The sequence below is a fragment of the Kribbella sp. NPDC059898 genome, assembly GCF_042730855.1.
Classification (GTDB): domain Bacteria; phylum Actinomycetota; class Actinomycetes; order Propionibacteriales; family Kribbellaceae; genus Kribbella.
The window spans coordinates 1-14,549 of sequence record NZ_JBHWKR010000027.1 but is presented as its reverse complement, the minus strand read 5'-3'; the positions used below and the strand labels follow the sequence as shown (position 1 = coordinate 14,549).

The window sequence follows — 14,549 nt, the reverse complement described above, 5'->3', positions numbered from 1 at the left end:
CCACTCCGCGGCCCATACCGCACAGCATCTCACAGACACAGGCTTGCATGAATACATGTTCATGTTTTACCGTTTCCGGCATGACCTCGACCTTGTCCGCACCTGCCCGTGAACTGCCCCAGAGCGGTCCGATCAGTCGACGTTCGCAGCTCTGGACGCTGCTCTCGTTGGCGGAGGTCCGCTGGGCCGCGCTCGCAACGGCCTTCTTCCTCCTCGGTGCGGGTCTCCAGGCACTGGGCCTTCCGGCACCGGTCTGGTGGGCGTGCTACTTGATCTGCTACGTCACGGGAGGCTGGGAGCCCGCATGGTCCGGGCTGCAGGCCCTCCGGGAGAAGACGCTCGACGTCGACATCCTGATGATCGTCGCGGCCCTGCTCGCGATCTCGATCGGCCAGATCTTCGACGGTGCCCTGCTGATCGTGATCTTCTCGACGTCCGGAGCCCTGGAGGCCTTCGTCACGCGGCGTACGGCGGACTCGGTCCGGGCGTTGCTCGATCTCGCGCCGGAGCGCGCGACCCGGCTCACCACGTCCGGCGACGAGGAGCTCGTCGACACCGTCGACCTCGCTGTGGGCGACGTCGTGCTGGTGCGGCCGGGTGAACGTGTCGGTGCGGACGGTGAGGTTCTCGACGGTCTGAGTGAGGTGGACCAGGCATCCATCACCGGCGAGCCGCTGCCGGTAGCGAAGACCGTCGGTGACGAGGTTTTCGCCGGAACGCTGAACGGCACCGGCGCGCTGAAGGTCATGGTCAACCGGGCCGCGCGCGACTCGGTGGTCGCACGCATCGTCACGATGGTCGAAGAGGCCTCACAGACCAAGGCCCGTACGCAGCTGTTCATCGAGAAGGTCGAGCAGCGCTACTCCGTCGGGGTCGTCGTCGCGACCCTCGCGGTGTTCGCGATCCCGCTCGTCCTGGGGGCGGCGTTCGAGCCCACCCTGCTCCGCGCGATGACCTTCATGATCGTCGCCTCCCCGTGTGCGGTCGTGCTGGCCACCATGCCGCCGCTGCTGTCCACGATCGGCAACGCCGGCCGGCACGGCGTGCTGGTGAAGTCGGCCGTGGCGCTGGAGAAGTTCGGTACGACGACCCTCGTCGCGTTCGACAAGACCGGCACGCTGACCGAAGGAACTCCGCGCGTCTCGGAGGTCGAGGCCGTCCCGGCAGGCGGGCTGACGGCCGCGGAGGTGCTGACTCTGGCCGCGGCCGCTGAGCGACCGAGCGAACATCCGCTCGCGCGAGCCGTGGTCCTGGCGGCGCACGAGGCGGAGCTCGCCGTACCACACGGCGAGGACTTCACTTCCACTCCAGGGCGCGGAGTCACGGCTGTTGTCGACGGTCGCATCGTCCAGGTCGGCTCCCCTGTGCTCTTGAACGATGTCGCCGACAAGGAGGCCGACGTGCTGGTCTCGCAGTTGGAGGAGGCCGGTCGTACGGCGGTGGTCGTCGTCGCGGACGGACGCGCGGTCGGCGTGCTCGGGCTGGCCGATCGAGTTCGCCCCGGCGCGCGGGAGACGGTCGCCAAGCTGACCGAGCTGACCGGCCGCAGCCCGATCCTGCTGACCGGTGACAACGAGCGGGCCGCGCGCCGGCTCGCCGAGGAGGTCGGTATCACGGACGTCCGCGCCGGCCTGCTGCCGGCCGACAAGGTGACCGCCGTACGCGACCTGCAAGCCGAAGGCCAGCGCGTGATGCTGGTCGGCGACGGTGTCAACGACGCACCCGCCATGGCTGCCGCGGAACTCGGCATCGCGATGGGCCGCAACGGATCGGACCTCGCGCTCGAAACCGCCGACGCGGTCGTCGTCCGCGACGAACTCGCCACCGTACCCAAGGTTATCGGCCTTGCACGCCGTGCCCATCGGCTCGTCAAGGCCAACCTCGTCTTCGCCGCGATGGTCATCACGGTCCTGGTGATCTGGGACATCGTCTGGATCCTGCCGCTGCCCCTCGGCGTCGCCGGCCACGAAGGCTCGACAATGGTCGTCGGTCTCAACGGTCTCCGGCTGCTCGCACGGTCCGCCTGGCGCAAGGCAGACCGAACGGCCCCATGACAGTGGCATTGCGGCGCATCGTGGTGGTCGGCGCCTCCCTCGCCGGCCACCACGCCGCACAGGCCCTCCGCCGGCTCGGATTCGACGGCAGCCTGACAGTGATCGGAGCCGAGCCACACCGCCCGTACGACCGCTACCCGTTGTCCAAATCGTTCCTCACCGGAGACACCGACCGGCAAGCACTCGACCTGGCCGACCCGGCCGCCGACGTGTGCTGGCGATTCGGCACGCGGGTGCGCGGCGTCGACCTGTCCCGACGCATCCTCGACCTCGACGACAACACCCAACTCCCGTACGACGGCCTGGTGGTCGCGTCCGGCGCACGCCCACGAGACTGCGCCACCGTCCGGGGCGTCGAGGGTGCCTTCGTGCTCCGAACCGTGGAAGACGGACACCTGCTGCGGAACGCCCTGACCGGCGGCGGCCGCCGCGTGGTGGTGGTCGGCGGCGGACTCATCGGCGCTGAGGTCGCCTCGGCGGCCGTCGGGTTCGGTCATGACACCACGCTGATCGACAGCGGCAACCTGCCGACCCATCGCAACCTCGGCCTCCCGGTCGCCGGTCATCTGCTGGCACTGCATCGAAAGGCAGGCGTACGTGTCATCCGGCGTGCTCGGGTGGCACATCTCGACCGCTCGGCCGGCCGCGTGACCGGCGTACGTCTGTCCGACGGCTTGCGGCTCCCAGCCGACGTCGTGGTCATGGCGACCGGAACCAAACCGAACACCGACTGGCTCGACCGATCCGGTCTCGACGTCACCGACGGCCTCAACTGTGGACCCTCGTTGCATGCCCTCGGCAACGATGGGGTGGTCGGCGCCGGCGATGCCGTCAGAGTCCCGCACCCACTGCTCGGCAGAACGCCCGTCCGGGCCGAGCACTGGGCCAGCGCGATCGACCAGGCCGCCCTCGCGGCTCGCAACCTGCTGCACGGACCGGCGGCGGCTCAGACCTGGTCAGCGCTGCCCACCTTCGGTACGACGATCCACGGCGCGGTCGTCCGCGCGACCGGGTTCCCGCAGGCGGCGAACCGGAGCCGCGTGGTGTGGGGCTCGATCAGCGCCGAGTCCGTCGTCATCGCGCTCTACCGCGGCGACACCGCAGTGGCTGTCGTAGCTCTGAACGCCTCCGGCCACCTTGCCGATCACGCGAACACGCTGCGGCAGTCAATCTCGGCTTGATCTCGGCGGTTCTTGCCTGAAGGTGTCTGACAGACTTAGTATCTACGTATGCGTGCAGATACTAAGCAACCGCGGCGAGACCCGGACGAAGAGCACGTGGCGCTCGCGGTCGAGGTGTTCCGGATGCTGTCCGACGCCACCCGGGTGCGGCTGCTCTGGGCGCTGCTCGACGGCGAGAAGCCGGTCAACGAACTCGCCGACGCGGTCGGCAAGTCGCCCGCCGGCGTCTCGCAGCACCTCGCCAAGCTCCGGATGGCACGGCTGGTGCGCACCCGCAAGCAGGGCAACCAGGTCTTCTACCGGATCGAGAACTCACACGCCAGCCAGCTGGTCGAGGACGCCATCTACCACGCCGAGCACTCCAGCGGCGGCTTCCCCGAGCACCACCGGGCGACCGGTGCGGTGACGCACGTCGACCCGACCGCTGCCAACTCCTGACCTTTCAGAGGACGAAGAGCCGATGAGCGCGACTGAGCACGGACACCCCCACCACGACTCCCCCAACGCCGGTCACGGACATGGGCACGGCCACGCACCCGAGCCGACTGCCGGTCACGGGCATGGTCATGGGCATGAACACGACGAGGGTTTCCTGGGCAAGGTGAAGGAGATCTTTGTCCCGCACTCGCACGACAGCGCGGACAAGGTCGACTCCGCGCTCGAGGCCAGCCAGGAGGGGATGCGCTGCCTGAAGATCAGCTTCGCCGGGCTGATCTGCACCGCGCTCATCCAGACCGTGATCGTCATCTACACGAACTCGGTCGCCCTGCTCGGCGACACCCTGCACAACTACGCCGACGCCCTCACCGCGATCCCGCTGGCGATCGCATTCCTCGTAGGTCGCCGGCTGGCGACCCGCGCGTACACCTACGGCTTCGGCCGCGCCGAGGACCTCGCCGGCATCGTCGTCGTGGTCCTGATCGCGCTGTCATCGGCGTACGCCGGCTACGAAGCGATCATGCGCTTCATCCACCCGTCCGACGTCCGGCACGTCGGCGTACTGATCATCGCCGGTGTCGTCGGCTTCCTCGGCAACGAGGTCGTCGCGCAGTACCGGATCCGCACCGGCAAGCGGATCGGCTCGGCCGCGCTGGTCGCCGACGGGCTGCACGCCCGCACCGACGGCTTCACCAGCCTGGCCGTGGTACTCAGCGCGGTCGGCGCGTGGCTCGGCTTCCGCCTGGCCGACCCGATCATCGGCCTGCTGATCACGATCGCGATCCTGTTCGTACTGCGCGACGCCGCCCGCGAGGTGTACCGCCGGCTGATGGACGCGGTCGACCCGGCGCTCGTCGACCAGGCCGAACAGGTCATCCGCGCCACGCCCGGCGTCATCGACGTCCACGGCGTCCAGCTCCGCTGGCTCGGGCACAGCCTGCGCGCCGAGGCCCGGATCAGCGTCGACACGAACACCTCCCTCGTCGACGCCCACCACCTCAGCCACCAGGTCGAGCACGACCTCGTGCACGGCGTCCGGAGACTGACCTCGGCCACCATCCACGCCGAACCCCTCGATCCGGAGGCGACGGCAGCGCACGAACTGGTTGCCCACCACCACTAGGCCGTGCCGCTGCTGCCGCGCGACGGCATCCAGGGCGCGCTGGAACCTCGGATCGGTGGCGCCTGGCCAGGCCAGTTCGGCGAACGAGCACCACATGTCTGGCGAGTAGTCGGCGTAGGTGCCGGTGACCGAGGGCTGCCCGCGGTGCGAAGGACGCGTCCGCGCGTTCGTTTCCGTTCGGCGTCAGACGTACTCAGCTCTGTCGGTGTGACCCGATCGCTACCAATGTGCTGCACCATCGCCACCTACAGCGGCGTCCTGGAGCGCCCCTTGCAGCCCGCTTCCAATCCCAGGCGAGTGCCTCGCAGGCCACGCGGTCCCTGGTAATTGCCATGCGGGCGGTTGAAATCGCTCGGCCGGCGCGCGGGGTGGAGGCTCACGCAACATTCCGGCCGCCACGGAAGCTGTGCGCATCCGCGAGAACGCCCTGGAGCTGAGGTGCGCCGCAGAAGTGGACCGCGTCGACCTCGCGGATCCGCACGGCAGGTTGACCCTGGCGTTGCGGATCGAGGTTGCGGGGCGCAAACTGCTCGAATCGGCTTAGCGAGGGACGGTGTCAGCTGTCAATGGGATGGACGGGTCGGTCAGTCGTGCCGGATCTGCGGTCTCCGCTCTACGGATCAGTTCCTCGATTGGTGCGATGCCGTCGTCCCACAGGTTGATGTGCATGCCCGCGACCACGCGACCGTCGGTCAGCCAGAACGCCTGAAACACCGCGCCTTCGACGTCGCCGCGGGTGACCAGCTGGTCGTAACCGTCGGGTCCGATCCGTCCGCAGAACTCCATGCCGATGTCGTACTGATCGGTGTAGAAGTACGGGAGCCGGTCGTAGGCCGCCGGCCGGCCGAGGATCGACCTGGCAGCAACTGGTGCACCGTGGAGCGCGTTGGCCCAGTGCTCACTGCGCAGATGCGTTCCGTAGAACGGGTGGTACGCACTTGCGACGTCACCGGCCACGAAGACGTCCGGATCGTGCGTGCGCAGCGCCTCGTCGACGACGATGCCGTCAGCACAGTCCAGTCCGGCCTGCGCCGCGAGCTCGGCGTTCGGTATGGCGCCGATGCCGATCACGACCGCATCCGCCGCGAACACCCTGCCGTCGTCCGTGCGGACGCCGGTCACCCGCGTCGTGCCCTCGAAGCCAGTGACCGCGAGCCCCAAACTGCAGATCGACGCCATGGTGGAGGTGCAGGCCCGCGAAGAACGCACCCATCTCCTCGCCCATTGCCGCCAGCAGCGGCGCGGACTGCGGCTCGATGACAGTGACCTCAACACCGGCGTCCCGCGCGGCCGCGGCGACCTCCAGCCCGATCCAGCCGCCGCCGACCACGACGATCCGGCCACCGGCGGCGATCGCGGCCCTCAGCCGATCGGAATCGCCGACGCGCCGCAGCTAATGCACGCCGTCAAGGTCAGCGCCCGGTACGCCGAGGCGCCGTGGCGACGCTCCGGTTGCCAAGAGCAACTTCGTGTACCCGATCCGTTCGCCGTCCTCGAGTTCCAGCTGGTGAGCCGCGCATTCGAGCCTGGTCACTCGGTGGCCGAGCAGCAAATCGACTGCGCGCTCGTCGTGCCAGTCCTCGTCGTGGACGTAGATCTTCGCGCGCTCGTCCCGGCCAGCCAGGTACCCTTTCGACAGCGGCGGGCGCTCGTACGGCAGTTCGCTCTCGTCGCCGATCAGGACGATCCGGCCACCGAACCCCAGCTCACGCAGCGTCTGCGCGGCGGTAGCACCCGCCAGGCTGGCGCCGACGATCACGTACGTCGATTCCTTGCTCATAACACTCTTCGATCACGAGTTCCCGGCCGGCGGCGCTCAGCGCCGAGCCGGGTACTTCAGGGCGAGACGGGACAATGCGACGGCCGCGACCAAGAGGCCGAAGTCCCGTAGTGCCACGTCGTAGAAGCCAGGGACCGTGAGCAGGTCCACGATGATTCCCAGCAGCCAGGCCGCCACCAGCAGCGAGCCGTACCGCGGGATCAACGCGACGGCGACGCCGGCGACGATCTCGATGATCCCCACGACGTACATCGCGTCCTGCCCGGAGCCCGGGACTATGTCGTTGATCCACGGCGCCAGGTAGTGCGGCCAGTCGGTGAGGAGATTCGCGAACTTGTCGAGCCCGAACAGGATCGGCGCCACCGTGAAACGGTCCGCAACGCCAGGAACGCCTGGTACGCCGGATCGGACAGGTCGGGGCGGCGGGCAGTGCCGGTAGTCGGTACGCCGGTCTTCATAGCTACCACTCCTTCTAAAATCGATCTACTTTGACTTTAGAAGTGTCAACCAGCTTTCGTCAATCAACGTTGTGTTTAGAATGAGGACGTGGACGAGAGCCGGACCGAACGGATCACCGCCGTCGCCGCGCTGGAGGAACCGACCAGACGCCGCCTGTACGAATACGTCGTACGACGAGCCAAGCCGGTGGGTCGCGACGAGGCAGCCACCGCGCTACGCCTCCCGCGAGCCACTGCCGCCTTCCACCTCAACCGGCTAGTCCGCGACGGACTCCTCGACGCCGTGCACGAACGCCGCAACGGCCGCTCCGGACCAGGCGCCGGCAGGCCGTCGAAGCTGTACCTCCGCTCCGACCGGCACATCGAAGTGTCACTGCCCGAACACCGCTACGACCTCGCCGGACAACTCCTCGCCACCGCCATCGAGGATGCCGAAACCACCGGCGACTCCCCCCGATCCGCCCTCAACCGCCGCGCACGCCAACTGGGGAACGAACTCGCCGCCACTGCCGGCGCCGGACCCGACGCAGTACTCCGCGTAGTCGAGGCCCACGGATTCGAGCCACGCACCGACGGAACGGCCATCGTGCTCGGCAACTGCCCGTTCCACACCCTCGCCGAGCACCACACCGACCTGGTCTGCGAAATGAACCTCTGCCTACTCGACGCCCTCCTCACCAGCCTCAAGACCACCGACCTGCACGCCGAACTCAACCCCTCGCCCGGCCACTGCTGCGTCCGCCTCGAACACCAATAGACAACAGCCCGTTCCCGGCTCCGCGACACATCGGCGCCGCGTTCGGGCCGTGACACCTCGCCTCCTCGACAAGTGACCGGCCGGCCTACTGGATCGCCGCTCGGTGGTGAACGAAGCTCGGCGTCGACACTTCCGGAGGGAGCTGGTCGATAGTCCGGCTGGTCGATTGGCTGAGCGTCTCGCGGATGTCGTCGTAGCTACCGTGCGCGAGGAGGTCTGCGGCGCAGGTCTCGCACGGCCCGCTGTCTTGGCAGTACTCGGTGGTCACCCGGTTGCGGACGTGGACCAGGGCCTGGGTCGGGAAGTCGGCTCTGACCGCGGACCACTCCCCCGCCTGGTCGGCGGGAGCGGCCTTGAGTGCGATCTCGGGTCGCTGTGGCGCACACAGTTGGCCGTCGTGGATCCGGATCGCGAAGACTCGGTCCAGGTGGTCCTGTTCGTCGACAGCAGGCGCTGCGGCTTTCATCCATGCCACGGCATCATCGACTGACCCGGGCCCCCACAGCCACTCGGCCGCGTAGGCGGTCTGCTCGTACCGCGAGTTGAAGTCGAACAGGTCCGGGTCGTCGGCCACGGCTCTGACGACGGTGTACTTCCAATCCTGGTGTACGCCCGGTTCGGCGTCGAGCCGGTGCGCGTCGACGATCTGGATGCCGCCGGCCCCGGACCAGCCGATGGCGATGATCTGCCGCTGCCGCCGTGCTGGGTAGTACTTTCCGTTTGGTGTCGGATGGCCCCAGAGTTGGTTGATGATCTCGGCCGCCGCACGCAGTTCGTTGGACGCGGCGACAGGGCTGGTCAGGTGCGGGCTGCCATGGGCGATCATGTTGCGCAGGTCGCCGTGGGTACGCTCTTGGTGGCGGTTCTGTTGCCCGCGGAAGTACCCCACTCTCCGCGCCCAGTCGGTGAGGTGTCCCAGCATTCCTCTGAACGGCAGGATCGGATCGTTGCCGCCGACCAGCAGGCGAGGGTTACGGCGGCATGCCTCGAACACGGTCTCGTAGTTGTCAGCCTCGACGGGGATCGTCTTGCCTTGCTTGTCCACCAGGGGTACGACGTTGTTGTAGTGCTCGAGCAGCCGATCTCGTAATGCTCGTTCGACGAGCAGCAGCGAGTGGTCATGGACCAACGTGTACGTCTCGTAACACAGAACACCGTGCGCGTAGACGGTGCGAAGCCGTTCGAACGCTCGTCGCGTCGGCGCGGCGAGATCGCTCGACAGCTCGATCGCACTGACCACTTCCTGCTGGAACTCAGCCGCAGCCGCGGCCTCCATGTGCCCGAGGCCCCTTGGCGTGAAGGCGAGCGAGCGTTCGTCGGCACGCTGGAGTTCCTCGTGCGTCTTGATCTGCATCCTCACATGATCGACCTTGCCCGCCCGTACCGGGAGTCGAGGTAGTGGTCACAGTGCGGTCTGTTTGTAGTGGTCGCGGAGACGTTGCCGTCCGGTGGTCGGGGAGAGTACGTCGTGGGTGAGGACGGTGAGCGGGAATTCGACGACGCCGTGCACGCGCAGTGGCGTCAGCCACCGCATCAGCGCGACGCTCGACGCGATGATCCAGGTCGGGATGTGCGTGATCCGTGGTTGCGTACCCAATGCGCCGAAGGCTTCGTGGGCGATCTCCTCGTGAGGGAGGACCTCGGGGCCGCCCAGTTCCACCTCGCTCGCGTCGGCGTCGAGGGCGTCGACTGCTGCTGCGGCGACGTCGGCGCCGTCTATGGGATTGATCCGGAAGTTGCCGTCGCCGAAGAGGTAGACGCGACCCTTGCGGGCCATGTCGAGGTACGCGTCGAAGTCGGAGAAGTAGCCGTTGGGCAGCAGGATCGTGTGCGCCAGACCGGATTCGCGAAGTTCTTGTTCGAAGGCCCGCTTCGCGCGGACCAGTTGCAGCTTCTCGAGGGCGGGCGCGCGAACTACTGAGGTATAGACGAACTTGCTGACTCCGGCGCGGACTGCATCTTCGAGCAGGTTCCTGTTGGCTCTGTAGTCGACGTCCCAGCAGGTTTGTTTGCCTGCCTTGCCCACGAGTCCGATCGAGCTGATGACCGCGTCCGTGTCGTCGCAGCAGCCCGCGAGTGTCTTCGGGTCGGTGGCGTCGGCGGTGAACACCTCGTCGACCGAGTCGCGCACCGGCTCTAGCCGGGCGGGGTTGCGGGCCAGCGCTCGTACGTAGTGTCCGCGATCCTTCAGGACGCGGACGATGTGGCGTCCCAGGTAGCCGGTGGAGCCGGCGACGAGAACCCTCATCGTTGTTCTCCTTACATAATTGGTGTTGTGGGCAGGATGCTGCTGGTGTCGCCGAAGCCGCGGCGCAGCAAGGGCGCCCAGCTCCCCCGCAGGATCAGCCGGGCGGCCAGGCGCTGGACCGCATGGCCTGCGTGGGTGGCCGGTACGAGGCTGTGGGCGAACGAGCGGGTACGGCGTTGGCGGGCGGTGACGACCGGTCGCAGGCGGGTCTCGTAGGTGGCGAACGCGGCCGCGGGTCGTTGGGGTGGGCAACGAGCGCTTCGGCGAGCAGGTAGCCGCCGGCCATCGCGAGCGAGGCACCCTGCGCGGAGGCGAGGGTCAGCGCACCGGAGGCGTCGCCGATCAGTACCACGCGACCGGCGTACCAGCGGGGCGTCTCGATATGGGTGAGGGTGTCCATGAAGAGGTCGCCTGTGGGTGCGTGTGCGAGGAGTTCGGGCGTGTGCCAGCCGGATCCGGCGTAGATCGTCCGCAACCGTGCCGCCCGTTCTGGGCGCGGGACGTACTCGTGCGACGGGTCCCGGTAGAGGAACAGTGCGATCGAGGTGCCGACCTCGTCGGTGCGATAGAGAACGGTCTGCCGCCCGGGTTCTGCGAAGTGGGCGCGTACGTTGGTAAGTCCTGCGACGTCGGGCACGGCGTAGCAGGCCATGGTAAATCCGAGGGTCGCGGGCCCATCGTGACTCGGCACCGAAGACGAGTTCACGGGTACGCGAGTGCACACCGTCGGCGCCTACCAGTACGTCGAATTTCTCCCGGGTGCCGTCGGCGAACATCACCTCGACGGCATCGTCGCGCTGCTGTACCTCGGCGATGCTCTGACGATGGCGGACCTCGACGTGGTGCCGGACGGCGTCGGCGAGGACGGACTCGAGCGTGGTGTGCATCAGGGCGAGGTACGGGCCGCGCCGCACCTTCTCCGTGAGCGGCCTGTCCAGGCGGCCGGTGACCCGGCCGGAGTCGTCGACGTATGCGATCGAGTCCGAGCGCAGTGGACGCTCCGCGAGTCGATCGAGGATGCCCATTCGGCGGGCGATCTCGTACCCTGTACCGGAGAAGTCGATGCCGTAGCCGACCGGGGCGCGCTCGATGACGACGGGTCTGGCCGCAACGGGGGTAAACCGCCAGACCACGCCAGCAGTCAAGCTACTGTGGGCCGCTGCGCCGCACCAATCAGCTGGGGTCGCCTGCCAGTTCCAGCGGGCCATGCGTCGAATCGCGGGCGGTGGGTACCAGCACCCATGGGCTGCTCGGCATCAGCCCCAGGCCGGGGTGCCTCTCAGCCCTCCCCCCTCGCCGAGGGGCACCCCCAGCAAAGTGCAGAGCCCGAGCGCGAGGTCTGTACGTCGGTGCGATGATCCTGTGACGCCACCGCAGCGGATCCGTGCGAGTCTGGCCGTATGGAGTGGCCAGAAGTGTGCGAGATCGCGAGGTCGCTCGCCGGGGTGAAGGAGTACCCGACCGACGGAGCACTCCGCTGGACCATCGGCGGGCGGCTGGTCGCCCGTCGACTCGACGAGCAGTCCTTGGTCGTCAGGATGGGGTTCGCCCGGCGGGAGATACTCCTGCAGCAGTACCCGGAGGCGCTCTTCGTTCCGCCGCGGTTCGACGCACACCAGAAGGTTGTCGTCCGCATCGACCTCGCCGACCCGGGGCTGATCAGCCTCGTCCTCCGCGAGGCCTGGACGCTGCAAACCAGCTACTGATTCAGCCCACTACGGTCGGCGGATCGTTCGGCAGGCAGGCGGATGACAGCATTCCGGTCCTCCGGGCGAGCGGCGTCGCCTGTGTGGCTCAGAACGCGGGTCCGCAGCAGTTGCTCAACTTCGCTGACATCGACGCCGAGCGCACTCGCCGCCGCCGGCAACGCCAGCCAGGCGGCACGCAACCCGGCCAATGCCTCGACGTCGGCACGGCGCAGCGGAAACAGCGCGCCGTACGCAGGCAGGAGCCCCGCGGAAATCAACCGCCGTACTCCGGTAGAACCAAGCCCCAGCACCGCCCCCGCCTCCAAGACCGACATCCAGTGGTCAAGGCCCGACTGGACAACGTCGGACAGCAGCAGCCGTCGATGGGTGCGCGTGCGCGCCGGCAGGTGCCCGGCGCGCACGAGCCCGGCGACGCGCTGCGGCGAAACCCCGAGCAGTACGGCAGCCTGCGCGGTGGTGATCAACGGGTCGTCGACCATCACCGGCTCACCGAGCAACTCGGCCAACCGAGCACGGTAGTCCTGACTCAGCTTCTCGGCTGGCACTCTAGACCCCCTGTTGCCGAAGCCGGCTGATCCGACTCATCACTCAATGCGAACCTCCCTAGGATGCACGACGGCCGGCTCCAGTTGCTGGAGCCGGCCGCCTGCCCGTAGGCCGACCGGGCGGACGACGAATCCGGGAAGTCCGCCGGCACCCACGAGTCCTGCGCGGCGCCCCTTTGATCCAACGGCGCGCTCATTCCGGGCAACCTGCTACTCGTCGCCCGGAGCGCCCGGCCGCGCAGGGGCACTGCCGGACACTCTCAATTCGGTGCCGTCGTCCCCGCGGATGGGTCGGGCTCGACCCGAGACGTGAAGCGCGATACGACCACCGACGTCACCATCACGCTCCCACACGCGGACACGAGGCGTCGTATCGGGTGCGGTCACGATCAGGCGACGGCCGTAACACACTGTGCGGTCTGCCCCTGCTCGAGCAGAGCCCTCGATGCCCAACTCCCTCCGAAAGCATTCCGTCGCAAGCACGATCCGTCTGCTCGCGGTGACCGCCTGCTCCGGCGACTCGAAGCCCCAGTCCGCCAGTTCGACCGCTAACGGCCAAACCGCCGCGACCCATCAGCGACGCCGACGTCGGCACTCCGGTGGTGACCAGACCTACCGCTGCACCGTCAACTCCGGCGGCCAGCTGCTCGCCCTCGCCGAACTGCCGGCCGGATTCTCGATCGACAAGGACGACAGCGGCGATGGAGGTGCCGACGTCTCGGTCTCGTCCATGGACGCACGCTGCGCGCGGCTCGTCGCCCTCACCAATGCCGACCACCCGCCCGGTTCGAAGGCGTCCGCCAATCGGTCGTACTCAGCCGGCGCCCAGGGGCCGTTCATCGACGAGAGTCTGGACCCGATGGGATCCCCGGTGCCGTCCAGGCCCTGCGCTGCTCCTTCCAGCACGCGATCGCCAGTTGCCGCACGATGACGCTGACGATCCCGGGTGAGGGCCGGTCTCCGATCAGCGTCAGCCAGGTATCGGCTCCGAAGGCGGGCACGAACCCACGGGCGCCCCGGAGGACATCGACGGCGTCACCACGGCCGCGGTGACGAAGGCCAAGACCGTACTCGGAACGCACTCCGGCACCTGACGCTTGAGCCCGGGCAACTGCCTGGGCTCAAGCATGTCAGTAGAGCGAAGCCAGCAAGTCGGTCACGCTGCCGGAAAGGATCGGGGCAACGTTCGACTGAACGCCAACCAGTTGTACGGGTACAGCGCCAGTCGCGCTCACCGTGAGGTTGGACAGCGTACAGCCGGTGATCAACCAGCGGGTGTCGGCGAGATCCTTCGCAGTCAGATCCGTGTACCACAACGTGTTGCCGGTGAAGGTCGGCGGCAGGACGCCGCTGACGACGATGCCGTGCCCCGGGTCGGTCGGGACGCCACCGATCGGGAACGACGTGCCGGTCGACCAGAGCGCTTTCGCGCCGCCATTGCTGTGATTCGCAGTGTTCCCGGCGAACGAGCCGTGACCCCAGTTGTCGGACGATGCGACGCCGTACGGCGAGGTGCGGTTGAACGAGTAGTAGGCGCCATAACAACCGATGATGTCGTTGTCGTTGATCTCCCAGTTCCCGGACGAGTTCCAGATCGCCAGCCGGCAGTACGTGAAGCTGTTCCCGGACATGACGGAGTACTCACTGCGATCGGCCACCGAGACTCCGAAATAGCACCGGATGAACGAGTTGCCGCGGAGCTTGACGCGGTAGCCGAAGTAGTCGTCGGCCACCGATCCGGTCGAGACGACGCCGGCGCCGCGCCAGTTCGCGAAGTCGCAGTCGACGACGCGGACGTTCGTACTGCGCGTGATCCGGACGGCGACGTGCTCGAAGACCGGGTCGGCTCCGAGCGGATCGGCGGGCTGGCCAACGAACCGGACGTCGCGGATCGTCACGTCGCGACGGCCCGTGATCCGCAGGGCGGCGGTTGTCCCGGTGACCGTGATCCGCGCACCGTTGCCGATGATCACGCAATTGTCCGGCACCTCCACCGGTGCCGGCAGTACGTACGACGCCGCCGGCACCAACTCGACCTGCGGATGCGACGCGAGGAACGCTCCGAAGTCGTCGTCCGGCTCCAGAACCGGAAGGACTCCAGTCTTCCGCGAGGCGATCCCGACGGAACCCACGAGTGCACCCGCAAGTACGCTCCGCCGGGCAGTTGTCCCGGTCATGAGGTGATGCGGATCGATTGGATGGTGCCGGTGTAGAGCCAGCGGTTCGTCAGGGCGCCTGGGGGTGTGACGTACGCGC

Annotated in this window: 14 protein-coding genes and 2 pseudogenes; 7 read left to right on the top strand and 9 right to left on the bottom strand. The window is 67.9% G+C overall.

Annotated features, from left to right (window positions below; translation table 11 throughout):
* Positions 1-80: 80 nt before the first annotated feature.
* From ACFV9C_RS43055 to ACFV9C_RS43040, 4 genes are all read left to right on the top strand, one after another.
* Positions 81-2,054 (top strand): heavy metal translocating P-type ATPase, encoded by a 1,974-nt coding sequence (locus tag ACFV9C_RS43055; RefSeq protein WP_380203587.1) that lies wholly within the window; start codon positions 81-83, stop codon positions 2,052-2,054.
* Positions 2,051-3,235, top strand: coding sequence for an NAD(P)/FAD-dependent oxidoreductase (locus ACFV9C_RS43050; RefSeq protein WP_380203585.1), 1,185 nt, complete (start codon positions 2,051-2,053; stop codon positions 3,233-3,235). Before ACFV9C_RS43055 ends, ACFV9C_RS43050 begins: the two co-directional genes overlap by 4 nt.
* A gap of 48 nt (positions 3,236-3,283) precedes the next feature.
* Positions 3,284-3,673, top strand: a complete 390-nt coding sequence (locus ACFV9C_RS43045; protein ID WP_380203583.1) for an ArsR/SmtB family transcription factor — start codon at positions 3,284-3,286, stop codon at positions 3,671-3,673.
* Between the two features lie 163 nt (positions 3,674-3,836).
* Positions 3,837-4,796, top strand: a complete 960-nt coding sequence (locus tag ACFV9C_RS43040) for a cation diffusion facilitator family transporter (protein WP_380203581.1) — start codon at positions 3,837-3,839, stop codon at positions 4,794-4,796.
* A gap of 540 nt (positions 4,797-5,336) precedes the next feature.
* On the opposite strand, the gene ACFV9C_RS43035 is transcribed toward ACFV9C_RS43040, so the two are convergent.
* From ACFV9C_RS43035 to ACFV9C_RS43025, 3 genes and pseudogenes are all read right to left on the bottom strand, one after another.
* On the bottom strand, positions 5,337-5,918 hold the full coding sequence (locus tag ACFV9C_RS43035) for an FAD-dependent oxidoreductase (RefSeq protein ID WP_380203579.1): 582 nt from the start codon (positions 5,916-5,918) through the stop codon (positions 5,337-5,339).
* Positions 5,803-6,576 (bottom strand): annotated as a pseudogene (locus tag ACFV9C_RS43030) (NAD(P)/FAD-dependent oxidoreductase). Before ACFV9C_RS43030 ends, ACFV9C_RS43035 begins: the two are co-directional and overlap by 116 nt.
* A 36-nt stretch (positions 6,577-6,612) precedes the next feature.
* Positions 6,613-6,939 carry a hypothetical protein gene (locus ACFV9C_RS43025; protein WP_380203577.1) on the bottom strand — a complete coding sequence of 109 codons (327 nt, stop codon included), beginning with the start codon at positions 6,937-6,939 and terminating at the stop codon, positions 6,613-6,615.
* A 183-nt stretch (positions 6,940-7,122) separates the two neighbouring features.
* Between ACFV9C_RS43025 and ACFV9C_RS43020 the strand changes: the two genes are divergently transcribed.
* Positions 7,123-7,791, top strand: a complete 669-nt coding sequence (locus ACFV9C_RS43020; protein WP_380203575.1) for a helix-turn-helix transcriptional regulator — start codon at positions 7,123-7,125, stop codon at positions 7,789-7,791.
* A gap of 85 nt (positions 7,792-7,876) precedes the next feature.
* Here the strand turns inward: ACFV9C_RS43020 and ACFV9C_RS43015 are convergent, their stop codons facing one another.
* The 4 genes and pseudogenes from ACFV9C_RS43015 to ACFV9C_RS43000 all read right to left on the bottom strand — a co-directional run.
* The gene (locus ACFV9C_RS43015; protein WP_380203573.1) at positions 7,877-9,145 is read right to left on the bottom strand and encodes a hypothetical protein; all 1,269 of its coding nucleotides are present in this window, start codon (positions 9,143-9,145) and stop codon (positions 7,877-7,879) included.
* Between the two features lie 48 nt (positions 9,146-9,193).
* Positions 9,194-10,039 (bottom strand): SDR family oxidoreductase, encoded by an 846-nt coding sequence (locus ACFV9C_RS43010; protein WP_380203571.1) that lies wholly within the window; start codon positions 10,037-10,039, stop codon positions 9,194-9,196.
* Between the two features lie 94 nt (positions 10,040-10,133).
* Positions 10,134-10,676, bottom strand: a complete 543-nt coding sequence (locus tag ACFV9C_RS43005) for a hypothetical protein (RefSeq protein ID WP_380203690.1) — start codon at positions 10,674-10,676, stop codon at positions 10,134-10,136.
* A gap of 73 nt (positions 10,677-10,749) precedes the next feature.
* Positions 10,750-11,247 (bottom strand): annotated as a pseudogene (locus tag ACFV9C_RS43000) (hypothetical protein); the annotation flags it as partial.
* 192 nt (positions 11,248-11,439) lie between these two features.
* Between ACFV9C_RS43000 and ACFV9C_RS42995 the strand changes: the two are divergent.
* Positions 11,440-11,745: a hypothetical protein gene (locus tag ACFV9C_RS42995; protein WP_380203569.1), complete on the top strand. Its 306-nt coding sequence runs from the start codon at positions 11,440-11,442 to the stop codon at positions 11,743-11,745.
* Here ACFV9C_RS42995 and ACFV9C_RS42990 read toward each other — a convergent pair.
* Positions 11,739-12,254, bottom strand: coding sequence for a helix-turn-helix domain-containing protein (locus ACFV9C_RS42990; protein WP_380203567.1), 516 nt, complete (start codon positions 12,252-12,254; stop codon positions 11,739-11,741). The genes ACFV9C_RS42995 and ACFV9C_RS42990 overlap by 7 nt on opposite strands.
* 484 nt (positions 12,255-12,738) lie before the next feature.
* Here ACFV9C_RS42990 and ACFV9C_RS42985 point away from each other — a divergent pair, with 484 nt between their 5' ends.
* Positions 12,739-13,224, top strand: coding sequence for a hypothetical protein (locus ACFV9C_RS42985; protein WP_380203565.1), 486 nt, complete (start codon positions 12,739-12,741; stop codon positions 13,222-13,224).
* A gap of 199 nt (positions 13,225-13,423) precedes the next feature.
* On the opposite strand, the gene ACFV9C_RS42980 is transcribed toward ACFV9C_RS42985, so the two are convergent.
* Positions 13,424-14,425: a right-handed parallel beta-helix repeat-containing protein gene (locus tag ACFV9C_RS42980; protein ID WP_380203563.1), complete on the bottom strand. Its 1,002-nt coding sequence runs from the start codon at positions 14,423-14,425 to the stop codon at positions 13,424-13,426.
* Between the last annotated feature and the right edge of the window lie 124 nt (positions 14,426-14,549).